This is a genomic window from Vulcaniibacterium gelatinicum, assembly GCF_008033445.1.
Taxonomy (GTDB): domain Bacteria; phylum Pseudomonadota; class Gammaproteobacteria; order Xanthomonadales; family Xanthomonadaceae; genus Vulcaniibacterium_B; species Vulcaniibacterium_B gelatinicum.
This window is the reverse complement of the sequence record NZ_VNKO01000005.1, coordinates 33153-58862: the sequence shown is the minus strand read 5'-3', so window position 1 is coordinate 58862 and position 25710 is coordinate 33153. Positions and strand designations below refer to the sequence as shown.

Annotated in this window: 21 protein-coding genes and 1 riboswitch; of the genes, 10 read left to right on the top strand and 11 right to left on the bottom strand. The window is 70.6% G+C overall.

From position 1 onward, the window contains the following. Positions 1–84 precede the first annotated feature (84 nt). Positions 85–1407 (top strand): NTP/NDP exchange transporter, encoded by a 1323-nt coding sequence (locus FPV26_RS04495; RefSeq protein WP_147652525.1) that lies wholly within the window; start codon positions 85–87, stop codon positions 1405–1407. A gap of 16 nt (positions 1408–1423) precedes the next feature. Next, positions 1424–2005: a DUF922 domain-containing protein gene (locus FPV26_RS04490; RefSeq protein WP_181952554.1), complete on the top strand. Its 582-nt coding sequence runs from the start codon at positions 1424–1426 to the stop codon at positions 2003–2005. 29 nt (positions 2006–2034) lie between these two features. Here FPV26_RS04490 and FPV26_RS04485 read toward each other — a convergent pair whose 3' ends face one another. After that, positions 2035–4509, bottom strand: a complete 2475-nt coding sequence (locus FPV26_RS04485; protein WP_147652523.1) for an acyl-CoA dehydrogenase — start codon at positions 4507–4509, stop codon at positions 2035–2037. A 165-nt stretch (positions 4510–4674) separates the two neighbouring features. Between FPV26_RS04485 and FPV26_RS04480 the strand changes: the two genes are divergently transcribed. Beyond that, positions 4675–5265 (top strand): TetR/AcrR family transcriptional regulator, encoded by a 591-nt coding sequence (locus FPV26_RS04480; protein ID WP_147652522.1) that lies wholly within the window; start codon positions 4675–4677, stop codon positions 5263–5265. Positions 5266–5275: 10 nt separating this feature from the next. Further along, entirely contained in the window at positions 5276–7093 is a 1818-nt protein-coding gene (locus tag FPV26_RS04475) for a phosphoenolpyruvate carboxykinase (GTP) (protein ID WP_246109206.1), read from the top strand. Here FPV26_RS04475 and FPV26_RS04470 read toward each other — a convergent pair whose 3' ends face one another. Together FPV26_RS04470 and FPV26_RS04465 are read right to left on the bottom strand one after the other, a co-directional pair. Then, positions 7094–8599 (bottom strand): tetratricopeptide repeat-containing sulfotransferase family protein, encoded by a 1506-nt coding sequence (locus FPV26_RS04470; protein ID WP_147652521.1) that lies wholly within the window; start codon positions 8597–8599, stop codon positions 7094–7096. A 19-nt stretch (positions 8600–8618) separates the two neighbouring features. Continuing rightward, on the bottom strand, positions 8619–9569 hold the full coding sequence (locus FPV26_RS04465; RefSeq protein WP_181952553.1) for a class I SAM-dependent methyltransferase: 951 nt from the start codon (positions 9567–9569) through the stop codon (positions 8619–8621). 119 nt (positions 9570–9688) lie between these two features. On the opposite strand from FPV26_RS04465, the gene FPV26_RS12615 reads away from it, so the two are divergent. The 3 genes from FPV26_RS12615 to FPV26_RS04455 all read left to right on the top strand — a co-directional run bounded on the left by FPV26_RS12615 (position 9689) and on the right by FPV26_RS04455 (position 13413). Further along, a complete protein-coding gene (locus tag FPV26_RS12615) occupies positions 9689–10165 on the top strand; it encodes a hypothetical protein (protein ID WP_181952552.1) in 477 nt (158 codons plus the stop codon). Between the two features lie 26 nt (positions 10166–10191). After that, the gene (locus tag FPV26_RS04460) at positions 10192–12060 is read left to right on the top strand and encodes a tetratricopeptide repeat protein (protein ID WP_181952551.1); all 1869 of its coding nucleotides are present in this window, start codon (positions 10192–10194) and stop codon (positions 12058–12060) included. An 81-nt stretch (positions 12061–12141) separates the two neighbouring features. After that, positions 12142–13413 (top strand): aspartyl/asparaginyl beta-hydroxylase domain-containing protein, encoded by a 1272-nt coding sequence (locus FPV26_RS04455; protein ID WP_246109205.1) that lies wholly within the window; start codon positions 12142–12144, stop codon positions 13411–13413. A gap of 24 nt (positions 13414–13437) precedes the next feature. Here the strand turns inward: FPV26_RS04455 and FPV26_RS04450 are convergent, their stop codons facing one another. The 4 genes from FPV26_RS04450 to hslO form a co-directional block, all read right to left on the bottom strand. Beyond that, complete coding sequence (locus FPV26_RS04450) at positions 13438–13785, bottom strand: hypothetical protein (protein ID WP_147652517.1); 348 nt, start codon at positions 13783–13785, stop codon at positions 13438–13440. A gap of 207 nt (positions 13786–13992) precedes the next feature. Then, on the bottom strand, positions 13993–16857 hold the full coding sequence (locus tag FPV26_RS04445; protein ID WP_147652516.1) for a TonB-dependent receptor domain-containing protein: 2865 nt from the start codon (positions 16855–16857) through the stop codon (positions 13993–13995). A gap of 250 nt (positions 16858–17107) precedes the next feature. Beyond that, positions 17108–17935, bottom strand: coding sequence for an XOO1806 family protein (locus tag FPV26_RS04440; RefSeq protein WP_147652515.1), 828 nt, complete (start codon positions 17933–17935; stop codon positions 17108–17110). A 110-nt stretch (positions 17936–18045) separates the two neighbouring features. Then, complete coding sequence (gene hslO, locus FPV26_RS04435; protein ID WP_147652607.1) at positions 18046–18933, bottom strand: Hsp33 family molecular chaperone HslO; 888 nt, start codon at positions 18931–18933, stop codon at positions 18046–18048. Between the two features lie 113 nt (positions 18934–19046). Between hslO and mtgA the strand changes: the two genes are divergently transcribed. Next, positions 19047–19814 carry a monofunctional biosynthetic peptidoglycan transglycosylase gene (gene mtgA / locus FPV26_RS04430; RefSeq protein ID WP_147652514.1) on the top strand — a complete coding sequence of 256 codons (768 nt, stop codon included), beginning with the start codon at positions 19047–19049 and terminating at the stop codon, positions 19812–19814. 52 nt (positions 19815–19866) lie between these two features. On the opposite strand, the gene FPV26_RS04425 is transcribed toward mtgA, so the two are convergent. After that, positions 19867–20256: an arsenate reductase ArsC gene (locus FPV26_RS04425; protein ID WP_147652513.1), complete on the bottom strand. Its 390-nt coding sequence runs from the start codon at positions 20254–20256 to the stop codon at positions 19867–19869. Between the two features lie 102 nt (positions 20257–20358). On the opposite strand from FPV26_RS04425, the gene FPV26_RS04420 reads away from it, so the two are divergent. Together FPV26_RS04420 and FPV26_RS04415 are read left to right on the top strand one after the other, a co-directional pair. Next, complete coding sequence (locus FPV26_RS04420; protein WP_147652512.1) at positions 20359–21387, top strand: glycosyltransferase family 2 protein; 1029 nt, start codon at positions 20359–20361, stop codon at positions 21385–21387. Continuing rightward, positions 21347–21775 carry a CBS domain-containing protein gene (locus FPV26_RS04415; protein ID WP_147652511.1) on the top strand — a complete coding sequence of 143 codons (429 nt, stop codon included), beginning with the start codon at positions 21347–21349 and terminating at the stop codon, positions 21773–21775. The genes FPV26_RS04420 and FPV26_RS04415 overlap by 41 nt, the downstream gene beginning before the upstream one ends. A 3-nt stretch (positions 21776–21778) precedes the next feature. Here the strand turns inward: FPV26_RS04415 and FPV26_RS04410 are convergent, their stop codons facing one another. From FPV26_RS04410 to FPV26_RS04400, 3 genes are all read right to left on the bottom strand, one after another. After that, a complete protein-coding gene (locus tag FPV26_RS04410) occupies positions 21779–23383 on the bottom strand; it encodes a peptide chain release factor 3 (RefSeq protein ID WP_147652510.1) in 1605 nt (534 codons plus the stop codon). A 71-nt stretch (positions 23384–23454) separates the two neighbouring features. Further along, positions 23455–24360: a peptidoglycan DD-metalloendopeptidase family protein gene (locus tag FPV26_RS04405; protein WP_147652509.1), complete on the bottom strand. Its 906-nt coding sequence runs from the start codon at positions 24358–24360 to the stop codon at positions 23455–23457. A gap of 5 nt (positions 24361–24365) precedes the next feature. Further along, a complete protein-coding gene (locus FPV26_RS04400; RefSeq protein ID WP_147652508.1) occupies positions 24366–25481 on the bottom strand; it encodes an NHL repeat-containing protein in 1116 nt (371 codons plus the stop codon). A gap of 112 nt (positions 25482–25593) precedes the next feature. Further along, a riboswitch (SAM riboswitch) is annotated at positions 25594–25709 on the top strand. Position 25710: the final 1 nt, after the last annotated feature.

The following is a 25710-nucleotide window of genomic DNA, read 5'->3' as shown; positions in this document are numbered from 1 at the left end:
GGGTAGAGCAAATGCTCGCATGCGGCCGGCTGGCGGGCCTTTCCGCCTTCGGCTACCGTGCGCGGGCCTGTCCGGAGCCGCCGCATGTCCCGACCGTCCGTTGCCGACCGCTCGCCCCGCGTGCACCGCGGCGAGTGGTCCGCGCTGGTCGTGTCCTTCGGCTATTTCTTCTGCGTGCTCTCGGCCTACTACGTGGTGCGGCCGGTGCGCGAGCAGCTCGCGGCGGCGGTTGGATCGGTGAACCTGCCGCGTTTCTACGCCGCCACCCTGGTGGCCATGCTGCTGCTGACGCCGGTGTTCGCGGGCCTGGTCGCGCGCTGGCCGCGGCGGGTGGTGGTGCCGCTGGTGAACCTGTTCTTCATCGTCGGGATGCTGGCCTTCGTCCCGCTGTTCGCCGAGGGCGGGGCGCTCGACGCGCGTACGCTGGGGACGGTGTTCTTCGTGTGGGTGAGCGTGTTCAACCTGTTCGTGGTCGCGGTGTTCTGGAGCTTCATGGCCGACATCTGGAGCGCGGAGCAGGCGCAGCGGCTGTTTCCGCTGATCGCGCTCGGCGGCACCGCCGGCGCGGTCGCCGGGCCGAGCCTGACCCGGGGCCTGGTGGACGTGATCGGGGTGGCGCCGCTGCTGGCGGTCTCGGCCACGCTGCTCGGGCTGGCGGTGGGCTGCGTGGTGTGGCTGGGGCGCTGGGCACGGAAGCACGGCGCGCGCCGCCACGAGGCCGGGCACGAGGCCGCGGTCGGCGGCGGCATGTTCGACGGCCTGAAGCAGATCTTCGCCGACCCGGTGATGCGCGGCATGGCGATCCTGCTGCTGCTCAGCGACGGCATCGGCACGGTCGCGTACGCGCTGGTGGCCGACTACTCCGGCGCCACGTTCGCCGACGAGGTGGCACGCACGCGTTTCGCCGCCGAGGTGGACCTGGCGACCAACACGCTGCAGGTGCTGCTGCAGCTCGGCATCACCCGCTGGCTGCTGGCGCGGTACGGTGCGGCGCCGGCGCTGGCCGGCTGGGCCCTGGGCGCGATGGCGGTGCTGCTGCTGGCGGCGCTGGTGCGCGACCCGTACGCGCCGCTGGTCGGGGCGATGCCGGCGGTGGCGGTGGCCTTGATCGTCAGCCGTGCGCTCGCCTACGGCATGGCCAACCCGGCCCGCGAGAGCCTGTTCGCGCGCGTACCGCGCAGCCAGCGCTACAAGGGCAAGAATGCGGTGGACACGGCGGTGTGGCGCTTCGGCGACCTGTCCATCGCGCTGGGCATGAACGCGTTGCGCACGGCCGGCATGGGCGTGGCCGGCTTCGCCGCCCTGGGCGCGCTGTCCGCGGCCGCCGGCGGCGTGCTCGGCTGGCGACTGGCGCGGCGGGTGGAGCGATCCGGCGGGGAGGGCGCGCCAGCGCATGCGCATGTTTGAGTTTCGAGTCCCGGGGATGCTGGCCTTGCTGCTGGGCGGCGCGGCTGGCGTGCACGCGGCCGAGCGAGTCGTGCCGACGCTGACGTTCATCGAGCGCCACACGACCTACCCGGTGGAGGCCACGAGCCTCCGGGAGCTGCGCCGGACATTGGAGCAGGGGATGGGTTCGGAGAATCGAGGCTCCAGCAATGGCTTGACCCGGAGCCGGATCGAGGTCGCGCACACGGCGGACGCGGTCGAGGGCCGGTGCCGGGTACACGAGATCGAGATCCGGGTGCAGGTGGAGATCACGCTCCCGCGCTGGGCCGGACCAGGCCAGCCGCCGGCGCAGTGGCGGGAGGCGTGGGAGAAGTCGCTCGCGGCATTGCGGATGCACGAACAGGGGCACCGTGACAATGCGATGGCCGCCGCCGTGGCGCTGCAGGAGCGGTTGGCGGCACTGCCTCCGGCCGACGAGTGCAAGGCCCTCGGTCGCACGGTCATGCGCGAGTTCGACCGCGCGATGCTCCGGTTGGCGTTGCGCGACGAGGCCTACGACCGGCTCACCCAGCACGGCCTGAAGCAGGGCACGGTGCTGCGGGCTCCCGAGCCGCCGTGACCCCCCTTGCGGCCGGGCGGCGAGGCGGCTCAGGCCGCCTCGCGCGCCTCCAGCGCCGCGTACATCCGCTCGTAGCCGGCCGAGCGCAGTTCCCAGGCCTCGAAGTCGTCCACGCTGATCGCATCCAGCGTCATCGCGCGCAGCTCCTCGAGCTGGGCCCGCTCCTCGGCGGTGATCCAGCCCTCGCGCACGCCCTCGTCGAGCTGGGCCTCGAACTCCAGCGCCTCGATGTCGTGCTGCTTGAGCGCCTTGAGGAACTTGCGTTCCACCGGCTCGGCCAGGACCACCTTCGGCAGGTAGCTGTCCACGCGCCCGGCCGGGTTGTTCGGGGTGGGGGTGAGGAACACGCCCTCGGCCATGCGCGCGCGCGCGTCGCACGGGGTCATCATCAGCGAGGCGGCGCGGTGGCCCAGGCGGTCGCTGGGCGGGGTGGCGCGGCGGCCCCAGGGGAAGATCAGCGCCCACAGCAGCCAGCCCACCGGCCGGATCGGGAAGTTGCGCAGCGCGCCGGAGAGCGCGGTCTCGATCCGGTTGATCGCGTCGTGGAAGGCCCAGGCCAGCAGCGGGCGGTCGCCCTGCGGGCAGCCCTGGTCCTGGTAGCGCTTGAGCATCGCGCTGCAGATGTAGAGCTGGCTGAGCACGTCGCCCAGGCGTCCGGACAGCGACTCCTTGAACTTGAGCTTGCCGCCCAGCAGCAGCATCGAGGTGTCGGCCATCAGCGCCAGCGCCGCGGAGTAGCGGTCCAGCTTGCGGTAGAAGCGGCGGGTGTAGTCGTCGCCCGGCGCCTTGCCCAGGCGCGAGGCGGTCAGGCCGAACCACCAGCTGCGCACCGCGTTGGAGATCGCGTAGCCGATGTGGCCGAACAGGGCCGCGTCGAAGCGTTCGATGCGCTCGACCGGGTCGGCGAGCTGCGCCGCGCGCATCTCCTTGAGCACCCACGGATGGCACAGGATCGCGCCCTGGCCGAAGATCATCAGCGAGCGGGTCATGATGTTGGCGCCCTCGACCGTGATCATGATCGGGGTGGCCTGCCAGGCGCGCCCGGCGTAGTTGCGCGGGCCGAGGACGATGCCCTTGCCACCGTGGATGTCCATCACGTCGCGCGAGACCTCGCGGCCCATCTCGGTGCAGTGGTACTTGGCGATGGTCGAGGGCACGGCCGGGTTCTCGCCGCGCGCGACCGCGGCCGCGGTGGCCTCGGCCAGCGCGCTGCAGGCGTAGGCCTTGCCGGCGATCCGCGCCAGCGCCTCCTCCACGCCCTCGAAGCGGCCGATGGACAGACCGAACTGCTTGCGGATGCGCGCGTACGCGCCGGTCACCACCGCGCCCATCTTCGCCCCGCCGCTGGCGGTGGAGGGCAGGGTGATCGAGCGGCCGATGGACAGGCACTCCATCAGCATCTGCCAGCCCTTGCCGGCGTAGTCCTCGCCGCCGATCAGCTGCGACAGCGGCACGAACAGGTCGCGGCCCTGGACCGGGCCGTTCTGGAACGGCGAGTTGAGCGGGAAGTGGCGGCGGCCGATCTTCAGCCCCGGGGTGTCGCGCGGCACCAGCGCCAGCGAGATGCCGATGTCCTTGCGGTCGCCGAGCAGGCCGTCCGGGTCGTACATGCGGAAGGCCACGCCGATCAGGGTCGCCACCGGCGCCAGGGTGATGTAGCGCTTGTCCAGGGTCAGGCGGATGCCGAGCACCTGCGCCCCGTTCCACTCGCCCTTGCAGACGATGCCGTAGTCGGGGATCGAGGTCGCGTCGGACCCGGCGAACGGCCCGGTGAGGGCGAAGCAGGGGATCTCGCGGCCGTCGGCCAGGCGCGGCAGGTAGTAACGCTTCTGCTCCTCGGTGCCGTAGTGCATCAGCAGCTCGGCCGGGCCGAGCGAGTTGGGCACGCCCACGGTGGAACTGACCACGGTCGAGACCGAGGCCAGCTTCTGGATCACCTTGTGGTTCATCAGCGCCGAGAAGCCCAGCCCGCCGTACTCCTTCGGGATGTTCAGGCCGAAGAACCTGTGCCGCTTGATGAAGTCCCACAGCTCCGGCGGCAGGTCGGCGCGGATGTGGGTGATCTCCCAGTCGTTGACCATCCGGCACAGCTCCTCGACCGGGCCGTCGAGGAAGGCCTGCTCCTCCGCGGTCAGCGCGGGCTTGGGCAGCGACAGCAGCCTGTTCCAGTCCGGCTTGCCCGAGAACAGCTCGCCCTCGAACCCGACCGTGCCCGACTCCAGCGCGGTGCGCTCGGTCTCCGACAGCGGCGGCAGCAGCTTCGTATAGAAGGTCAGCAGCGGCGCGGTGATCAGGCGCTTGCGCAGCGCCGGCACCAGCAGGGGCAGGGCGATGAGCGTCAGCAGGGCCCCGGCCAGGACCGTGGCCGTGCCGTCGGCGCCCAGCAGCCAGGCGGCGACCAGCAGGCTGGCGGTCAGCGCGGCCCACACCGCCAGGCGCAGGCGGTGGTAGGCGGCGAAGGCGGTGGCGAACAGGAAGGCGAGGAAAGGGGCGGCGACGCTCATGCGATGGCTCCGTGGGCCCAGGGCCCGCGCGCGGTGGGTTGAATGCCGGACGGCACCATACGGCAAGGTATGGTAGGCCTGACGGGGCTGTCAACACCCGCCCGGCCCGGCTCCCCGGCCCATACCTGATAACGATTACACCGTACGGTACGGTAAACTTTTGCGATGACCGAACTGGCCAGCCGCAGCGAGCCGCGCACCGGCCGCCTCACCGCCGACGACTGGGCCCAGGCGGCCCTCGACCTGATCGCCGAGCAGGGCGTCGCCGCGGTGGCGGTGGAGCCGCTGGCGCGCCGGCTGGGCGTCACCAAGGGCAGCTTCTACTGGCATTTCCCCTCCCGCGACGCGCTGCTGCAGGCGGCGCTGGAGCGCTGGGAGCGGCTCGAGCAGGAGACCGTCTGGGGCAACCTGGAGAAGGTGCCCGACCCGCGCGAGCGCCTGCGCGCCCTGTTCCAGCTCGTGGCCCATGAAGCCGTCTCGCACAAGATCTACTCCGAGCTGCTGCGCGCGCTCGACCACCCGCTGGTCAAGCCGGTGATCGACCGCGTCTCGCAGCGCCGCTTCGACTACCTCACCGCCGCCTTCCGCCAGGCCGGCCTGAGCCGCACCGACGCGCAGCACCGCGCGCGCCTGGCCTACGCGGCCTATGTCGGCTTCCTCCAGCTGAGCCTGCAGTTGCACACCCCCCGGCTCGACCACGACCAGTTCGAGGCCTATGTCGAGCACGTGATGGCCACCCTGATCCCTTCGTCCTGAGAGCAGTCCCTTGAACGCCGCGATCCTTGACCACGCCGACGGCAACCGCGCCGGCAGCCAGCTCGAAGCCCTCAACCGCTGGGTTGCCGAGGTCGCCCGCCTGACCCAGCCCGACCGCATCCACTGGTGCGACGGCAGCGACCGCGAGAACGAGGCGCTGATCGCGCAGATGCAGGCCGACGGCACCCTGCTCAAGCTCGACGAGCAGACCCATCCGGACAGCTGGCTGCACCGTTCGCACCCGGACGACGTGGCCCGCGTCGAGCACCTGACCTTCGTCTGCACCGAGCGCGAGGACGACGCCGGCCCGAACAACCACTGGATGGCCCCGGCCGAGGCGCACGCGAAGATGGACGCGCTGTTCGCGGGCTGCATGCGCGGGCGCACCATGTACGTGATCCCGTACTGCATGGGCCCGATCGATTCGCCGCTGTCGCGCTGCGGCGTGGAGATCACCGACTCGCCCTACGTGGTGGCCAACATGCGCCTGATGACCCGCATGGGCGCCGCCGCGCTGGCCCGGATCGAGCGCGAGGGCACCGAGCGAGCCGCTCGCGGCGAGCGGACGCACACGTTCGTCAAGGGCCTGCATTCCACCGGCGAGCTCGACCCGAACCGCCGCTTCATCATGCACTTCCCCGAGGAGCTGACGATCAAGTCGTACGGCTCCGGCTACGGCGGCAACGCCCTGCTCGGCAAGAAGTGCCACGCCCTGCGCATCGCCTCCTGGCAGGCGCGGCAGGAGGGCTGGCTGGCCGAGCACATGCTGATCCTGGGCATCGAGAACCCGCAGGGCGAGACCCGCTACATCGCCGCCGCGTTCCCGAGCGCCTGCGGCAAGACCAACCTGGCGATGCTGATCCCGCCGGAGGGCTACCGCCGCGACGGCTGGAAGGTGTGGACCATCGGCGACGACATCTGCTGGATGCGCCCCGGTCCCGACGGCCGCCTGTACGCGATCAACCCCGAGGCCGGCTTCTTCGGCGTGGCCCCGGGCACCTCGCTGTGGTCGAACCCGAACGCGCTGGCCACGATCCGGCGCAACACCATCTTCACCAACGTGGCCGTGACCGCGGACAACCAGCCGTGGTGGGAAGGCCTGGACGGCACTCCCGCATACGACTGGCGCGGCCGCCCCTACGACCCCGCCAACGGCCCGGCCGCGCACCCGAACGCGCGCTTCACGGTCAGCGCGAAGCAGTGCCCGAGCTGGTCGCCCAAGGCCGAGGACCCGCACGGCGTGCCGATCGACGCGATCGTGTTCGGCGGCCGCCGCGCCTCGCTGGTGCCGCTGGTGTTCGAGGCCCGCGAATGGACCCACGGCGTGCTGATCGGCGCCGCGATGGGTTCGGAGACCACCGCCGCCGCGACCGGCGCGGTCGGCGTGATGCGCCGCGACCCGATGGCGATGAAGCCGTTCTGCGGCTACAACTTCGCCGACTACTTCGCCCACTGGCTGTCGTTCGACCGCCCCGGCGCGAAGCTGCCGAAGATCTTCCACGTCAACTGGTTCCGCAAGGGCGAGGACGGCAAGTTCCTGTGGCCCGGCTTCGGCGACAACCTGCGCGTGCTGGAGTGGATGCTGCGGCGCGTGGAGGGCAGCGTGGGCGCGGTCGAGACCCCGATCGGCGCCCTGCCGCGCCCCGAGGACCTGAACCTGGACGGCGTGGCCCTGAGCGAGGAGGCGCGCGCGAAGCTGTTCGGCTTCGACCGCGACGGCTGGCGCGCCGAGTTCGCCAGCATCGGCGAGTACCTCGAGGGCTACGGCCCGCGCATGCCGCAGGCGCTGAAGGACGAGCAGCGGCGGATCGCGGCGGAGCTGGGCTAGTCAGTCCGCTTCGGGAGCGGCCACGCCGGCGCGCGCGAGCGCCTCGCGCAATGGTGCGAGGTGCCGCGCGTAATGTCGCCAGCGCCCGGACGCCTCCGCGTACAGGGGTCTGCGCACCTGCCAGTAGCTCGCGGTCTTGACCGTGTTGCCGAGCTGGTGGAAATCGAGGCAGCGCGGATCCCACTCCAGGCCGAGAAAGTCGAACAGGCGCCGTAGCGCCGGTTCCGGATCGCGCACGAAGGCGTCGTAGTCGAAGTCGAGGATGCTGTCGGCGTAGAGCGTCTTCCAGTGCGCCATCAGGCGGCGGTACTCGCCGTAGTGATGACCGATGTCGGCCAGGTCGTTGGCATAGGCGGCGACCGCAGGGCTGAGGTGCTGCATGAACAGCGACAGGCCATTGTCGAGCGGGTGACGCACGGTGTGGACGATCTTCGCGCGCGGGAACAGGCGCTTGATCAGGCCGATCAGCAGGAAATTGTCCGGGCGCTTGTCGGTGACATATGCACTCGCCGTCGCCTGCGGGAACAGCCGCAGCAGGTGCGCGCGGTAGGCGTCGGCGAGGGCCGCGTCCCGTTCCGGCGCGGGCACGGCCATGCTGGCGGGAAACGGGGCCAGTGGGCCTGCGGCCAGCCGCGGCAGGAAGTCGAGCTCGCCACCGGCGGTGATGCGCGGGTGTGCGGCGAGCGCCTGCTCCACCAGGGTCGAACCGGAACGGAACATGCCGCAGACGAACAGCGGCTCGGGCGGGAGCGGCGTACGGTCCGCAGGCATGGCCGCTGGTGTTGCGAAGGCGGCGATCAGGGCGTCGGTCCTGCGCTGGGCGATTGCAAGGTCGTAGCCGGATGACAGGCTGCGTGCACTGCGATTGGCACGGACGAAGGCGTCGAAGGCGCGGTCGTACAGGCCCAGCCGGTCGAAGGCGCGGCCGAGCGCGAACAGCAGATTGGCGCGCACCTCTTCGCCCGTTGCCTCGGCAGCAGCGTTTTCCAGACGCGTGAGCAACGGGTCGTCCTGCGCTGAAGGCGGGCGCAGATGCGCCAGGCGTGCGAGCGCCTCGCTGCCGAGGTCACGTTCGCGCGGGTCGGACGGCGGTCGGGCCAACAGGCGTTCGTAGCAGGCGATCGCCTGTGCCCGTTCGCCGCGTTCCTCGTGCAGGTTGCCCAGATTGAGCAGCGCGGGGGCGTAATCCGGACGCAGCGCGAGCGCGGCCTGCAGTTCCCGCTCGGCTTCGGCATCGCGACGCAGATGGTCGGCGTGGATGACCGCACGATTGACGTGCACCTCTTCCGGTTGCGCGATGCCCAGCGCCAGCGCGCGGCCGTAGGCGGCGAGGGCCTCGTCGAAACGACCCTCCGCCTTCAGCAGGTAGCCGAGGTTGTACCAGGCGTCGGCCAGTCCGGGGTGTGCTGCGAGCAGGCGCCGGTAGGCGGCGATCGCCTCGGCATGGTGCCCCTGCCGGAGCAGGGCGAGGGCCTGATGCTGCAGGAGCTCGGCCGGGGCGTCCATCGGGCGGACGAGCGGCGCCTCAGGCGCGCCGCAGCACCAGGCGCCAGCCGACCAGGTTGGCGCCGGCGTGGTACTGCGGAACGCGCTCGAGGACCTCGAATCCCGCGGTGGCGGCCTGTCCTTCCAGTTCCGTCATCCGTTCGTTGCTGCAGGCATGGACGACGAGATCGTTCAGGCGTCGCACCCCGGCGCGCAGCTCGTTCTCGGCCCGGTCGATCTCCAGCCCGACCAGTTCGGGACGTGCCTCGGCGCGCATTTCCATCAGCTTGCGCACCGCGTCCAGGGTGACGGCCAGCATCCGGCCCCCGCCGGACTGCTGCGCTTGCGGCAGGGCGAGCTTGAGCGCGCGGATCGCCGATTGCACCTCCACGCCCGCGCGCTGGGCGGCGTCCGCCGACATCCGCTCGCCGGCCAGGAGCTTGCGCAGGCGGCGGTACACGCGGAGTTCGTTGAACACCAGCTCGGCTTCGCGCTGGGACACCTTTCCTGTCAACACCAGCCGCGACTCGGCATGGTGCAGCACGAACTGCGCGCGTGCGCCGGGCTTGAGCACCCGGGCCAGTTCCGCCAGCGCGCGCGCCGTATCCGAGTACTCCAGGGCGTACTGGCCGCTGACGGCGTCGAAGTGCGCCTCCGGGAACGGCAGCTGCTCGGTCGCCACGCCCGGATGGAAGGTGATGCCGGAGAAGCGCTCGGCGCCGCCCGGGACATGGCGGGGCGGGTCTATCTGCGCCAGATCGGTGGCGTGGATCTCCCAGCGCCTGCCGAGCGCGGCGGCGGTTTCCGCGGCGATCAGGGCCACTGCGCCGTTGCCGGTGCCGATGTCGAGCAGACGCGCCTGAGCCGGCAAGGGTGCGAAGAAGTCACGCCAGACCTCGCGCAGTTCCAGGTCATAGCCGCCTTCCGGGCTGGTCGGGCAGGTCGCGAGCGCGCCGCCGCGGTAATAGGCTTCCCAATGTTCCAGGCTCAAGACAGCGGTACTCCGGAAGGACACGCGAGTGGGCGGGGCTGCGGCCTGGGCGAACGGTGCCCGGCGCGCGGCTATGATACGCCGGCCGATCCCTTTGCCCGGCAGAAGGAAGCTGCGTCATGTCGGAACTCGTGATGCGCCTGGCCGCGTTCCTGGTGCTGGTCGTGCCGGCCACCGCGGCCGGCGCCGCCGAATCGTCGTCCGCCTCCCACCCCTGTGCCGGAGTAGCGGACCCCTCCGAGCGCCTGGCCTGCTACGACCGGGCCTTCCCGCCGACGGCGGGCACCGAGGTCCTGGCCGAGCAGGCCGCGCAGGACTTCGGCCTCACCGCACAGGAAGTGCGGGCGCGCAACCCCGCCCTGGCGCGGGCACAGCCACCCGACCGCATCGAGGCCACGGTGGTTTCGGTGACCGGGAGCCCGGGTGCAGGCCGCACGTTCACGCTCGACAACGGTCAGATCTGGCGCCAGACCGACGCCAACGTCCTCGGGGTGGTGAAGGTTGGGGATCGTGTGGCGATCAAGGACGCCGCCTTCAGCTCGTTCATCCTGATCACCCCCGGTCGGGTGCCGTTGCGGGTCAAGCGCATCGAGTGATCGGTCCGTCCTCGCCCATCTCCGCCGTGCAGCCGCAGCAGACGTTGACCAAGGCCCAGTCGCAGCAGCTCGACGCTGCGCTGGCCCTGTTCCGCAAGGGCGCCTTCGGCGACGCTCTGGCGATCGCGGGGCGTCTGGCCGAGGAAGCGCCGTTCGCTACCGATGCCCTGCACCTGACCGCCCTGTGCCTGCTGCGCACAGGGGATCCTGCGGCTGCCGAGCAGGCGTTCCGGCGAGCGCTCGCGCAGGCACCGAACCATCCGCACGTACTGGCCAACTTCGCCACGTTCCTGCGCCGCTTCGGCCGGCAGGAGGAGGCGGTGCCGCTCTGGCGCCGGGCGGTGATCGCGGCGCCGCAGCATGCACAAGCCTGGCTGGATCTGGGCCTGACCGAGCTGGAGCTGGAGCGGCTGCCGCAGGCGCGCACCGCACTGGAGCGGGCGGTGGCCCTGCAACCAGAGTCCGCCATGGCTTGGCATGGCCTGGGGGCCCTGCACCGTGCCGCCGATGACCTACCGGCCGCGGAAGCCGCGCTGCGCAAGGCCGTGAGCCTGGATCCGGGCTCGGCCTCCGCCTGGATCAATCTCGGCGCGGTGTCGAGGCTGCAGGGCCGGCCGGCACAGGCGCTCGAGTGTTACGAACGTGCCCGTCAGGCCGGCCACGACGGCCCGGAGCTGACCGATGCCATCGCCGGTGCCCTGCTGGATCTGGGACGGGTGGAGGAGGCCATCGCCCGCGCGCGAGAGGTGACGGCACGCCATCCGCGGTTCGTGCCCGGCCACCTCACCCTGGCGCATCTGCTCTGGGAGCATGGCTCCCCCCTCACCCCGGAGGAAGATCCGTTGGCCGGTTTCGATGCCGCCGTCCGGGCACAGCCGGACAATGAGGCCCTGCAGTTGTCCTACGTCGGGTTCCTGATCGAAGCGCGCCAGGCCGAGCGTGCGCTGGAGCGCATCCACGCCTTGCGTGCCCGCAGCGGGCAGCCGCATCCCGTCCTGTTACGGCTGGAGGCCGACGCGCTGGAACGGCTCGGCCGTGCCGACCAGGCCGGTGTCCTGTACGCACAGTTGTATCGGGAGGGTGGCCGCCGGGATCCGTCCCTGCTCAACGCCTACACGCGCCATCTGCTCAAGGCGGGGCAATGGGACGCCGCTGCCGTGCGCGCGATCGAGACCACCGCGCTCGATCCCCGCAACCAGGAAGCCTGGGCCTACCTCGGCACCGCCTGGCGCCTGCTCGACGACCCGCGCGAGCACTGGCTGTGCGACTACGAGCGGCTGGTCGGCATGGTCGAGGTCGAGCCTCCACCGGGCTATGCCGACCTGGAGACGTTCCTCACCGACCTGTCTGCGGTGCTTGCGCCGATGCACCGCGCCGTGCGCGAGCCGGTGCAGCAGAGCCTGCGCGGTGGATCACAGACGCCCGGCCGCCTGTTCGGCCGGCCGGACCCGGTGATCGCCGCCACCGAGCAGGCCATGCGCCGCGCCGTCGAGCGCTGGCTGGCCAGCCTGCCGGCCGACCCTGCCCATCCGTTCCTGCGCCACCGCGCGCGCAGTGTGCGCTTCACCGGCTCGTGGTCAGTGAAGCTGTGGTCGTCCGGGCGGCACGTCAACCACATCCATCCGCAGGGCTGGATGAGCTCGGCGTTCTACGTCGCGCTGCCGCCGTCGGTGCGCAGCCCGCAGGGCGGCGATCCGCACGCCGGGCACATCCAGTTCGGACAGCCGCCGCTGGAGCTCGGTCTGGGCTTGCCGCCGCGCCGCGTGCTGCAGCCGCAACCGGGCCGGCTGGCCCTGTTTCCGTCCTACCTCTGGCACGGCACCGTGCCGTTCGAGGACACCGAACCGCGCGTCACGATCGCCTTCGACATGGTCCCGTCCGGGCCGGTGGCCTAGCCTGCGCCGCCGGGCACGCCCGCCATTCGCGATATGCTTGTCAGCCCGGCGCGCGATGCGCTTTGGCACTCGGACATGGGCGTGAGCGACAGCATCCAGCAATGGGTCGAGGCGGCCGGCGCCGCCATCCACCAAGGACGTTGGGACGAAGCCGAGCGGCTGTGGCGGCAGGTGCATGCCGCCGATCCGTCGCATCCGCAGGCCCTGTACAGCTTGGGCATGCACGCGATGAAGCGAGGCCAGCTCGCCGAGGCCAGGCAGTGGCTGGAATCGGCGCTGGCGGTGATGCCGCAAGCGCAGGTCCCGATGGCGTGCATGGGCCTGGCCGTGGTGTTGCGCGAGCTGGGTGACAGCGCAGGCGAGCTGAAGGCGATCGAGGATGCGCTGGCCGCCGATCCGTATTTCCTTCCGGCCCTGTTGGCGAAGGGCGACCATTTCGAGCGTCACGGGCGGGGCAGGCTCGCCGCCGCCATCTATCGCAATGCACTCGCCGTCGCTCCCCCGGAGCCGCAGTGGCCGCCGCTGTTGCGCGACCAGCTCCTGCATGCGCGCGCCCGGGTGTTGCAGCACGCGCAGGAACTCGCTGCATTCGTCTCCGACCGCATGGGCACGCCGCTGTCGGCGCTCAACCCGGTCGAGGCCCAGCGCTGGCGCGAGGCCGGCGCCATCCTGTGCGGGTTGTCACGCCCGTTCCCCTCGGTCTGCAACCAGCTCCATGTCCCCAGGCTGCCGGCGATCCCCTTCTTCGAGCACGACGCATTCCCCTGGGTGGAAGCGCTGGAGGCGAAAACCGAGGCCATCACCGCCGAGCTCCAAGGGCTCCTGGCCGAGCAGAAGGACGAGTTCCGGCCGTACGTGGCCTATGCGCCCGGCACCCCGGTGAACCAGTGGCGCGAACTCAACCACTCCCCCCGCTGGAGCAGCTATTTCCTGTGGCAGAACGGCGCACCGCAAGCCGAGCACCAGGCGCGTTGTCCCATCACCACCGAGGCGCTGCGCGAGGTGGGGATGGCCGACATCGGCGGGCTGTGCCCGAACGCGATGTTCTCGGCGCTGGCGCCGCACACCCACATCCCGCCCCACCACGGCGAGACCAACGCCCGCCTGGTGGTGCACCTGCCGCTGATCGTGCCCGAGAACTGCCTCTATCGGGTCGGCTTCGAGCAGCGCCGATGGAAGGTCGGCGAAGTCCTGATCTTCGACGACACCATCGAGCACGAGGCTCGCAACGACAGCGACGAGCTGCGGGTCGTGCTGATCTTCGACGTGTGGAACCCGCTGCTGTCGGCGGGCGAGCGTGAGATGGTCAGGGTGCTATCGGCCGCGACCCGGGAGTTCCACGCCGAGGGTTGAGCCGAGGGCTGAGGCGACAGCCCATCAGAGTCCTTCGCCGACAGGTGTCCGGATACCTTTCCCTTCTCCGAAGGGCGCGGGACCTCCGGCTGCATCGATGTCGCGCAGGAACTGCCTGGCTCCCTGCCGCATCGCGGCCCATTCCTCTTCCGTGTGGCAGACCATCTTGCCCACTCGGCTGCCGGTGGTGGCCATGCGCTTGCAACGCACCTTGTCGCCATCTTCCTGGGTCGTTTCTTCGCCCGGGGCCTGGGTGACAGCAGGCACGACGCTCCCCCCGGCCGGCCGGCCGGGGGCGGGGGGCTGCGATGCAGCCGAGGCCGCCCCTGCCGCCAACAGGAGCCCGGCTACGGGCATGAGGTTGGGTTTCATGGTTGATTCTCCACAGGAGCCGCTGCTCGAGTGCCGGAATATGCGCCTTCCCAAGGCAGTGCGCAACAGACGGTGACTTGTCGTGATGGCCTGTCGGCAGGCCACATCGCTCCATGCCGGAAGCAGTGGCGCCTGGAGCGGCCAACAAAAAAGCGGCGGGCCGAGGCCCGCCGCCAAGTGCTTGCAAAACCGATCGAATCCGGAAGATCAGAACTTCAGGGTCAGGCTCGTGAAGATGAAACGACCAGCCTGGTCGTAACCGCCCGGGGCGTTCGCGTTCAGCGCCAGCGGCGTGCCGACCATCGGCGGCTCCTTGTCCAGGATGTTGTTGACGCCGATGGTGAAATCGGCCATCTCCCCGATCTGCACGGTGCCGGACAGGTCGAACCAGTTGTACGCCTTCAGCTTGTTGCCGGCGTTGACCAGGATGCGGTCCTGGGTGCCGCGGGTGCCATCGGTGTTGATGTAGTCCATCGAGCCGTAGTAGCGCCAACGGAGGTTCACGCTCCACCAGTCGCGGGCATAGCGGAAGTTGGCGATGTGGCGCCACTTCGGATTCTGGCAGGAGACGTTGATCAAGCCGGTGCAATCGTATGCGGCGGCGTCGTTGACGCCCGGCAGCGGCTCGACCCGAGACTCCAGCTCACGGGTGCCCACCAACGACGCGGTAGCCCGGCCGCCGAACATGTCCCAACCATAACGCAGGTTGAGGTCAATGCCGCGCACGCGCAGGTTGCCGAAGTTGCTGGTCAGGTTCACGACATGGCCGGCGGTGGCGGGGTTGTCACCGATCCAGAGGTCGCCGGTGGCCGGGTTGCGCTTGACCTTGGAGCACAGGAACGGATCACCGGTCTGGCCGCAGAAGCGCAGGATCGTGTTTGCGCCGATCGTGCCGATGCGTTCCTCGAGCTTGATGTCGAAGTAGTCGACGGCGATCTCGAGGTCCTCGATCGGCGTCGCAGCGAAGCCGAGCGTATAGGTGTCGGCCTGCTCCGGACGCAGATCCGGATTGCCGCCCGTGAACTGGTTGTACTGGTCGGCCGGGCTGGCCGGGATGCTGCCGTACTGGCCCGCGGTCACGCCGGTGCGCTGGCACTGGGCGAGGGTGAACTCCGGGGTCGGGTCGGTGCCGTTGAACAGCGCGATCTGCTGCTGGGCGAACAGCTCTCCGATGTTCGGCGCACGGATGGCGCGGTTGTAGCCGCCGCGGATGCGATAGTTCTCGAGGAACTCGCCGCCGAAGGCCACCTTGTAGGTATTGGCCGTGCCGGAGCGGTCGTAGTCGGAGCGGCGGTAGCCCAGGTCAACGTGGAAGCGGTCGATGATGCCCACGTCCTTGAGCAGCGGCACCGCGGCTTCTAGGAAGACTTCGCTCACCTCGGTCTGGCCCGAGAGCGGCAGCGAAGGACCGCCAGCGCCCGCAAAGTTGCCGGCCTGCGAATCGTTGTCGGGCGTGAACGAGAACTCTTCCTCACGCCATTCGGCGCCCGCGACCAGGGCGATCGTGTCGCCGCCGGCCGACGGCAGGCCGAAGCCGAGGTCGCCGGTGACGTAACCGTTGATGCCCGTGAGCTTGGTTTCGGTCACGCCCATGGACGTGCCGGCGAGCTTCTGGGCGGCTTCGCGGGTCACGCCGTTCGGCACCCAGACGTTGTACGGAATGCAGCCCGAGAACGAACCGGTGGGGCAGCCGAGCAGCGCATCCACGATGCGGTTGGACAGGAAGTCGTTCGTGCCGACCGTGGTGGAATTGGTGCGCCCGAACAGTGCCGCGACGTTGTAGGACCAGTAGTCGCTGATCGAGCCTTCGCTGCCCGTCACGACTCGGTAGGACGAGTCCTTGGTCTCGAAGTGGCGGGGGCCGCCTTCGACGTTGCGCTTGCCGACATAGACGGTGACCGGGTTCGCCGGGTTGATGCCGAGGTCGGCGCACATCGTGCGCAACAGCGGGTCGCTGCAGTTCAGATCCAGCGCATCGGCGAAGAAGGTGCCGGATTCGGCAATCTGGATCGCGCTGGTGCGGTTGGTGTACATCGCCTCGAGGTACGGGCGGAAGTGCTCGTTGACCTCGAACTTGATGGTCGAGCCGAAGTTCAGGCGATCCTCGGGACGCTGGTAGAAGTTCGGCGGGGCGTAGTTGTACAGCTCGCCCGTGCCGCGGAGCCAGCGGCCGTCACTGTTGCGGATGTTGGCGAAGCCGACATAACCGCTGCCGATGACGAAGAAGTTCGGCTTGGCGGCCGTGGCCGAGCCGCCGCACGCGGTGCCTGCAGCGTTCAGGGCGCAGGAGGAGTAGTCGCGCTGCCCTTGGTAGAGCGGGTCGTTGCGCCGCCAGGTCAGCCATGCCGAAGCGTGGCCGGCACCGTCGGCGAAGCTGCTGCCCCAGATCAGGTCGATGTTGCGGGACTTGCCGTCGAAGCCCGAGTCGCCATCCGGGAAGGCGAAGTTGCGCGCATTGAGCAGCGGGCGGATGTAGCTGTTGTCGTTCTCGTGCTGGTAGGCGGAGTAACCGACGTTGACCTGGAAGCCTTCGAACTCGTCATCCAGGATGAAGTTGACCACGCCTGCCACGGCGTCGGCACCGTACACGGCGGAGGCGCCACCGGTGAGGATGTCCACGCGCTTGACCAGACCCGCAGGCACCTGGCTCAGGTCACGGGCGAAGGCGGTGCCGGGCTGCAGGCGCTGGCCGTTCACCAGCACCAGGGTCCGGTTGGTGCCCAAGCCACGCAGGTCGGCGGTGGGATAGCCGGTCGCGCCGTTGTTGGCGAACGAGTCGAAGTACGGCGCCAGTTGCGGCATCTGGTTGACCAGGTCGTCAACCCGGGTGGCGCCAGTGGCCTTGAACTCTTCCTGACCGATTTCCGCGACAGGGCTGGTGGCGGTGATCGCCTGGCTCTGGATGCGGGTACCGGTGACGACGATGGTGTCGAGCTGGGTGGCTTCTTCCTGCCCCTGCTGGGACTGTTCGGTTGCTGTCTCCTGCGCAAGGGCAGAGGCAGCAAAACCGCTGGTGCCGACGACGAGCGCGAAGGCGATCGCGTCGCGTAGCTTGGTTCGCTTCAGTCGCATCTCTCTCTCTCCAAAGTGGATCTGGGTGTTTCCCATGGGAACCCCCCGGCAGGAGTCAACCAGGACGCCACATCCGGCAAGGTCTTGCCGATGGTAGTCGCCATGGCGAAAAAATTAAAGGCTTGTTAACAAGCCCTCGACGCGGCGGCGGAGTGGCTTGAAATGTCGGCCGATGAGTGGTAAGAGCGCCGACCGTGGCCGCTGTGGCGATGCGCTGGCGCCTGCCCGCGGAGGGGCTGGCCGGGAAGGTTCAGAGATCCTGCTCGTAGCGTACGTAGGGCACGGTGCCCTCGTCTTCGTTGGACGGCGAGAAGGGATTCTTGCCGCGGGTGACGAGGTTGTCGGCGCCGACCGTGACCTGGCCGCTCCACGGGGTGCGCCAGGTGATGCCCAGGCCCAAGCCACGCCACTCGCCCTTGCGCCCCGGCACATCCACCACCCGGCCGATGACATTGGCGCTGAACGCGCCGTAGCCGCCGCCTAGGCTCAGGGTCTTGCTGGTCCACTCGTCGGCCAGGCCGGGGGCATCGGTCGCAGGGATGAGCCTGGCCCGGGCCACGGTGCCGCCGATCGAGACGAAGGCCTCGCGGCCGAGCTCCTTCTGGCCGAACAGGGCGAGGTCGTTGATCTCGACGCGGCCGTTGCGGCCAGGGCTGAGCCAGGCCGGGAGGGAGCCGCTGCCGCTGCCGATGCTGACGCCGAAGCGCTGGCTGCCGCGGGTGAGGGCGGCGCCGGCGGCAGCGTGGCGGCCATCGTCGCTGCCGACCGCCGCGAGCATGCAGTGGTCGGCAAGCTGCGAGATTGCGCCCAGCGAGTTGGCCCTGTTGCACAGCAGGCCGAGCGTGCGCCCGTCGCGCAGGCCGAAGGCGGCGTCCAGCGTGTTGCCGCCGCCGAAGCGCAGGCGGGGCCCGATGTTGGTGCCTTCGGCTGGCTGCAGCAGGAGCAGCGCTTCGACCTTGCCGGACTCGTTCCAGACCGGGAGCACGGTGCTTTCGCTGCGGGACTGCGCATGCGCGCCCGTCGCCGTGGCGACGGCAAGGACGAGGCTCGGCAGCAGGGAACGGAGGGTACGGCGCATGGCGAGCGTGAGACCGGGGCAATCCGGCGAAGTTCCCGCCCGGGGCGGGGACAGGAGGAAGCCTACTCCTTTTATGTTTATTTAACAATCCTGGGGCCGAGGCGCGGTTCTCACTGCAGACGTTCGGGAGCGGCGACCAGGCCCGGCGGCGGCCGGAACAGGGCCTCGATCTCGGGACGGGAGAACAGGTAGGTCTGCCCGCAGAATTCGCAGTGGATCACGGCCTGGTCGCCGGCCACGGCGGCCTGGGCCTCCTGCTCCCCCAGCGACTGCAGCATGGCCGCCACCCGCTCCCGCGAACACGAGCAGCCGAAGTGCAGGTTGCGGCTGGCCAGCAGTTCCGGGGTTTCCTCGTGGAACAGGCGGTGGATCAGTTCCTCGCCGGGGACGGCGAGCAGTTCGGTGGCCGGCAGGGTGTCGAACAGGGCGCCGGCCCGGACCCAGCCGTCGGCGTCGCCGCCGTCGCCGGGCAGGCGCTGCAGCATCAGGCCGGCCGCGCGCCCGGTGTCGGCGGCCAGCAGCAGGCGGGTCGGGAGCTGTTCGGACTGGCGGAAGTAGCCCTCGAAGGCCTCGTCGAGGCGGTCGGCGTCGAGGCCGACCAGGCCCTGGTACCGCTGCGGCTCCTGGCCGCCGTGGGCCGGATTCTCGATCGTGATCGCCAGCAGGGGGGACGGGCCCAGCTCGCGCAGGGTCTCCGGTGGTGCCGCCTGTTCGTCCCAGCGGGCGATCCCGCGCAGGGTGCCCCGGGCGGTGCACTCGGCGAACAGGGTGCGCAGCGCGCCGTTGCCGCGCAGCTGGATCGACAGGCGGCCGTCCACCTTGGCGTGGCCGGTGAACAGGGCCGCGGCCACGCAGGTCTCGCCGAGCAGCCGTGCGACCGGCTCGGGATAGGTCGCGCGGGCACGGATCTGGCGCCAGGTATCGTCCAGGCGCACGTACACGCCGCGTACGCCGGCCGCGGGGAGCAGGAAACGGAGCAGCCGGTCGGCGCCGGGCATGGAAACGTCGGTCATGGGCACAGTATGGCGTGCGGCGTGCATCGGCTGGTGCGGCGTCCGGCACAATGCGCGCCTCGTGTGGCGATGGCAGGGTGCTGCCAGATGGGGGCGGGATGACGAAGGCGCAAGCGCGGGGGGCGTGGTGGCGGCGGTGGCGCCGGCGCCTGCTGCTGGTGCCGGTGCTGTTCGTGGCGGTGACGGTGCTGCAGGTGCTGGTGCTGCGCTTCGTGGATCCGCCGTTCAGCGCGTTCATGGCCGCGCGCGCGCTCGGGGCCTGGGGCACGGGCGACTTCGGTTTCCGCATTGCCTACGACTGGCGCGACTTCGGCGCGCTCTCGCCGCACCTGCCGGTGGCCCTGGTGGCGGCGGAGGACCAGAACTTCGCCACCCACCACGGGTTCGATTTCGCCGCGATCGAGAAGGCGCGCCAGCACAACGAACGCATGATCGAACGGGCGGAGCGGCGCAATCAGCCGGTGCGCCGGCTGCGCGGCGCGAGCACGATCAGCCAGCAGACCGCCAAGAACCTGTTCCTGTGGCAGGGCCAGGGCTGGACGCGCTGGGCGCGCAAGGCGCTGGAGGCCTGGTACACGGTGCTGATCGAAGCGCTGTGGCCGAAGCGGCGGATCCTGGAGGTCTATGCCAACGTGGCCGAGTTCGGCGACGGCGTGTACGGCGCACAGGCCGCTGCGCGCACGTTCTTCCGCAAGGACGCGGCGCGGCTGACGCCGGCCGAGGCCGCGCGTCTGGCCGCGGTGCTGCCGAACCCGAAGCGCTACAGCGCCGCGCGGCCGGGGCCGTACGTGCAGCGGCGCACGCGCGCGATCCAGCGCCAGATGCGTCAGCTCGGCGGGGCGGCGTACCTGCGCACGCTGGAGTGAACGGCGCAGATCCGGTGCGCTGCCAGCACCGGCCGCGGCGTGCCCCGCGTGCTCACAGCGAGGCCAGCAGTGCGCGCACGCGCGCGTCGATCTCGTCGCGCACCGCGCGGTAGGCGTCGTCGTCGAGCTCGCGCGGATCGGGCAGGGCCCAGTCCTCGCGCCGCTTCGCCGGCACCCACGGGCACGTGTCGCCGCAGCCCATCGTCACCACTGCGTCGAATTCGAGCCCGGCGACCTCGTCGAGCGACTTGGAGCGGTGTGCGGTGAGGTCGTAGCCCAGCTCGGCCATGTACCGGACCGCCTTCGGATTGATCCGCCCCGATGGGCGCGAACCAGCACTGTGGGCCTCTACCGCATCGCCGCCGCGCAGGCGGGCGAAGGCCTCGGCCATCTGGCTGCGGTTGGCGTTCTCGACGCAGACGAACAGGACGCGCTTGGGCATGGCCGGGGCCGGCTCCGTGGTGCGGGTCCAGATGCGCAGGGCGCGCGTCCGGGGCAGGGGCGGGAATTATGCCCGGGGCCGTATGACAGCTACCATCCGCGCATGACCCGCGACCTGCTCACCGTCGTCGTCGCCGCCTGCAACGAGGCCGAGGCCCTGCCGCTGCTGCAGGCGCGCCTGGCGCCGGTGCTGGACCGGCTGGCGGCGGAGCAGGCGGTGGACGGCCGGGTGCTGTACGTGGACGACGGCAGCAGCGACGGCACCTGGGCGGTGCTGCAGCGGCTGGCCGCGGCCGATCCGCGGGTGGGGCTGCTGCGGCTGAGCCGCAACTTCGGCAAGGAGGCCGCGCTCACCGCCGGGCTCGACCATGTCGAGGCCGGGGCGGCGGTGATCCTCGACGCCGACGGCCAGGATCCGCCGGAGCTGATCCCGCAGTTCGTGGCCAGGTGGCGCGAGGGCTACGACGACGTGCATGGCACCCGCATCGCGCGCGCGGGCGAAACCTGGCTCAAGCGCGCCACCGCGCACGCCTTCTACCGCGTGATCGGGCGCCTGTCGCGCACCCCGATCCCGCGCGACACCGGCGACTTCCGCCTGCTCTCGCCGCGCGCCCTGGCCGCGCTGCGGCAACTGCGCGAGCGGCACCGGTTCATGAAGGGGCTGTTCGGCTGGGTCGGCTTCAACCGTTGCGCGGTGCCCTACCAGCGCGCGCCGCGCACGGCCGGGCGCAGCAAGTTCGACTTCTGGCGGCTGTGGAACTTCGCCCTCGAGGGCATCACCAGCTTCAGCACCGCGCCGCTGCGGGTGGCCACGTACCTGGGCCTGGCGACCGCCCTGCTGGCCTTCGCCTACGCGCTGTGGGTGGTGGTCAAGGCGCTGCTGTGGGGCGACCCGGTGGCGGGCTGGCCGACGATGATGGCGGTGATCCTGTTCCTGGGCGGGGTGCAGCTGATCGCGCTGGGGATGATCGGCGAGTACCTGGGCCGGCTGTACGAGGAGGCCAAGCAGCGCCCCTTGTACCTCGTGGACACGTGGCAGCCCCCGGCAGGAGTATGCTCGGCGCAGAGCCAGTCTGGTGAGGGAGGGGGCCATGCGCACGGTACGTCACCTGCTCGAGTCGAAAGCGCCTGAGGTCTTCGCCATCGGCCCCGACCGGCCGGTGCTGGAGGCGATCCGGCTGATGGCGGACAAGGGCATCGGCGCGCTGCTGGTGATGGAGGAGGGCCGCCTGGTCGGCATCGTCTCCGAGCGCGATTACGCGCGGAAGGTGGTGCTGCAGGGCCGCTCCTCGGCCACCACCCCGGTGCGCGACATCATGACCCGCGACGTGATCACCGTGGGCCTGTCGCACACCGTGGACCAGTGCATGCAGCTGGTCACCGACCGCCGCATCCGCCACCTGCCGGTGGTGGAGAACGGCGCGGTGCTCGGCGTGGTCTCGATCGGCGACCTGGTCAAGGCCGTGATCGAGGACCAGCAGGCCGAGATAGACCAGCTGCAGCGCTACATCGCCAGCTGAGCGTCAGTCCGCCGCCACCGCGTGCGCATGCTCGCGGGTGGCGAGGAAGCGCACGCCGGGGGAGCGTTCCTCGGCGAGCTGCAGGTTGACCCGGGTGGGGGCGAGGTAGACCAGTTCGCCGGCGGCGTCCAGGGCCAGGTTCGGCGCGTGCTTCTCGCGGAATTCCTCGAGCTTCCTCGGGTCGTCGCAGCGGATCCAGCGCGCGGTGGCCACGTTCACCGGCTCGAACGCGGCGTCCACGCCGTACTCGTCCTTCAGGCGGTAGGCGACCACGTCGAACTGCAGCATGCCGACCGCGCCCAGGATCAGGTCGTTGCTCATCAGCGGGCGGAAGAACTGGGTGGCGCCCTCCTCGGAGAGCTGGGCCAGGCCCTTCTGCAGCTGCTTGAGCTTGAGCGGGTCGCGCAGGCGCGCGCGGCGGAACAGCTCGGGGGCGAAGTTGGGGATGCCGGTGAAGCCGAGCATCTCGCCCTCGGTGAAGGTGTCGCCGATCGAGATCGTGCCGTGGTTGTGGATGCCGATCACGTCGCCGGGCCAGGCGCTTTCGGCGATTTCGCGGTCGCTGGCCATGAAGGTCAGCGCGTTGGCGAGCTTGACCTCCTTGCCGCTGCGCACGTGGAAGGCCTTCATGCCGGCGGTGAACTTGCCTGAGCAGATGCGCATGAACGCGACCCGGTCGCGGTGCTGCGGGTCCATGTTGGCCTGGATCTTGAACACGAAGCCGGTCAGGTGCGGCTCGTAGGGGCCGACCTCGCGCGTGGTGGTGGCGCGCGGGCGCGGCTCGGGGGCGTGCTCGACGAAGAAGTCGAGCAGCAGCTGCACGCCGAAGTTGTTCACGGCTGAGCCGAAGAACACCGGGGTCTGCCGCCCGGCCAGGTACGCGGCCTGGTCGAACGGATGCGAGGCGCCCTGCACCAGCTCCAGCTCCTCGCGCAGCTCGGCGAGCATGTCGGCGCCGATGCGCGCCTGAAGCTCCGGGTCGTCGAGCGAGGCGAAGATGGTGGAGTCCTGGCGGGTGAAGTTGCGGCCCGGCTCGTACAGGTGCACCTCGCCGGTGATCAGGTGCACCACGCCCTTCAGGCGCTGGCCCATGCCGATCGGCCAGGTCACCGGCGCGCACTGGATGCCGAGCACCGATTCGATCTCGTCGAGCAGCTCGATCGGCGGCTTGCCCTCGCGGTCGAGCTTGTTGACGAAGCTCATGATCGGCGTGTCGCGCAGGCGGCACACCTCCATCAGCTTGATCGTGCGCTCCTCCACGCCCTTGGCCACGTCGATCACCATCAGCGCGCTGTCCACCGCGGTGAGCACGCGGTAGGTGTCCTCGCCGAAGTCGGCGTGGCCGGGGGTGTCGAGCAGGTTGACGATGCGGCCCTCGTACGGGAACTGCATCACCGAGCTGGTCACCGAGATGCCGCGCTCCTTCTCCAGCGCCATCCAGTCGGAGGTGGCGTGGCGCGCGGCCTTGCGGCCCTTGACGCTGCCTGCCATCTGGATCGCGCCGCCGAACAGCAGCAGCTTCTCGGTCAGCGTGGTCTTGCCGGCGTCGGGGTGCGAGATGATGGCGAAGGTCCGCCGGCGGGCGGCTTCGGTGGAAACGTCGGACATGGCGACGGGCGCCGTGGGCGCCTGGGGGTGCGGGGAGGGGTGGGATTATAGAAGAAAGATCAAAAATCCCCTCACCGCACACCCCCGCCCAGCCCGGGCAGGCGCATGCGGAAGGGGATCGAGACCAGGCGCATGCCGCGGTTGACCTGGACGGCGAAGTGCAGGTGCGGGCCGGTGGTGTAGCCGGTGTTGCCGGACAGGCCGATCTGCTGGCCGGCGCGGACGCGCTGGCCCATGCGCACCAGCACGCCCTCGGGCTGCAGGTGCGCGTACAGGCCCATGCTGCCGTCGTCGTGCAGGATGCGGATGAAGTTGGCGCGGCCGCCGTACTTCTCGCGGTTCAGGCCGGCCTTGTCGAAATCGGATTCGACCTGCATCACCACGCCGCCGCGCGCGGCGTACACCGGGGTGCCTGCCGGGGCGTCGAAGTCGAGTGCATGGCGGTTCTGCGGGTCGGTGTGGCTGAAGCGGCCGCCGTAGCCCTGCGCGATCGTCAGCCGCGGCAGGCGCAGCGGCGGCAGGTACTCGACGTCCTGCGGGCGCGCGGACGGGTCGCCGGGCACGGCTTCCAGGCGCAGCTCGAACTCGCCGCTGCCCACGTCGTCGGCCATGAACAGGCGCGCGACCAGGGTCGAGCCGTATGCCGGCACGGTGGCGCGCGCCGGCAGCGGCGGGTCGCCGAGCACGTTGCGGCTGCGGGTCATGTGCAGCATCACCTCGACCGGCCCGGCGAGGGTGTTGTCGGCGTAGGCCAGGTACTCGGCCTCGCCGCGCTGCATGCGCAGCCGCACCAGCGCGTCGGGTTCGGCCGGGGTGCGCAGCACGCGCAGGTCCTGCGGCGTCGCCGCGACGCCCTGCGGCGGGCGGTCGCCGTAATGGACCACGCCGTCGCGGTCGGTCCAGCGGTACACCTTGCCCGCGTGCGCGGCGAACGCGAGTGCGCACAGCGCGGTCGCCAGGGCGGGGCGGACGGACATCGCGGCTACTGCGTGCAGGCGGGGGACAGGCCCAGGGTGCGCGCGACCTCGCGCAGGTCGAAGGCGGTGACCGCCTTGTCGTCGTGGACCGCGAACAGCACCCCGCCGGGGAAGCGCGCGGTGGCCGGCGCGTGCAGCGCCACGCCGTCGGTGTACGCGGTGACGCGGCCCTGGAAGCTGCCGCGCGGGGCCAGGGTGATGCGGTCGAACAGGTGGAAGATGGTCAGCGGCGCGAGCTGGTCCACCGCGATCCAGTAGCCGCTGCCGTCCGGGCAGGTCCACAGCGCCACGCCCTCGGCCTCGGCGCCGAACGCGTCCTGCGGCAGGCTGCGCCCGGTGTAGCGGCCGCTGAAGGTGTATTCGCGCAGGGTGGAGACGTGGCGGCGGTCCTCGTCGGCGATCAGCATGCGGTCGTTGGCGGGGTCGCCGGCGATGGATTCGACCATGCGCAGCGCGGTTTCCGGCCGGGTGTCGCCGAAGGCGCCGGCGTAGTGCGCGCGCAGGCGGCCGTCCTGGTCGAAATGGACGCGGTAGCGGCGCACGCGCTGGTTCAGTTCCTCGAACGGCGGCACCTGGTCGTAATGCGGGCCGTACATGAAGCTGTCGGTGACGTAGGCCTCCAGCTCGCCCGGCTCGGTCTCGGCGATCCAGATCCCGTAGGGGCTGCGCAGTTCGCGTTCGCCGAAGCTGCCCACCGGGCGCAGCTCCGGCAGCGCCAGCACCTGCACCCGGCGGTTGTCGCGTTCGACCACGAACACGTGGTCGCCCTGCACCGCGATGCCGTTGGGGCGGTCGAACTGGCCGAGCGCGGCGCCTTCCTCGCCGTACGTGCCCAGGCGCTCGCCGCTGTCGCCGTCGTACAGCACCAGGCGGTGGGTGGACTTGGCGGTGGCCAGCACCAGCACGCGGCCGTCCTCGCCGACCCAGGTGGCGAGCGAGTCGAGTTCCTCCTCGGGCGTCTCGACGCTGATGTAGGCCTCGGTCACGGTCAGGACCTGCGGCGCCGGGGCCACCGGCGCGGCGGCGGGCGGGGCGGCGGCAGGGGCGGGCGGGTGGCTGGCGCAGGCCGCGAGCAGGGCGGCGAGCAGGCAGGCGAGGGCGAAGGGATGGCGATGGGGCATCGGCGAAGTATGCGTGAAGGCGACGGCCGAACGGAGCGGGGCCGTACCGTAGCGTATCGCTTCATGCAGATGAAGCGATTGACAACGCGCGGTGCGGCCGGCAAGCTGCGCCCATCCATCGAGATCGGCTGAGGGACAGGCCCTGTGAAGCCGAGGCAACCGGGTCCGCGCGAGCGGGTCGAGGTGCCAATTCCTGCGGCGCCGTTCGCGGCGACCGGAAGATGGTTGC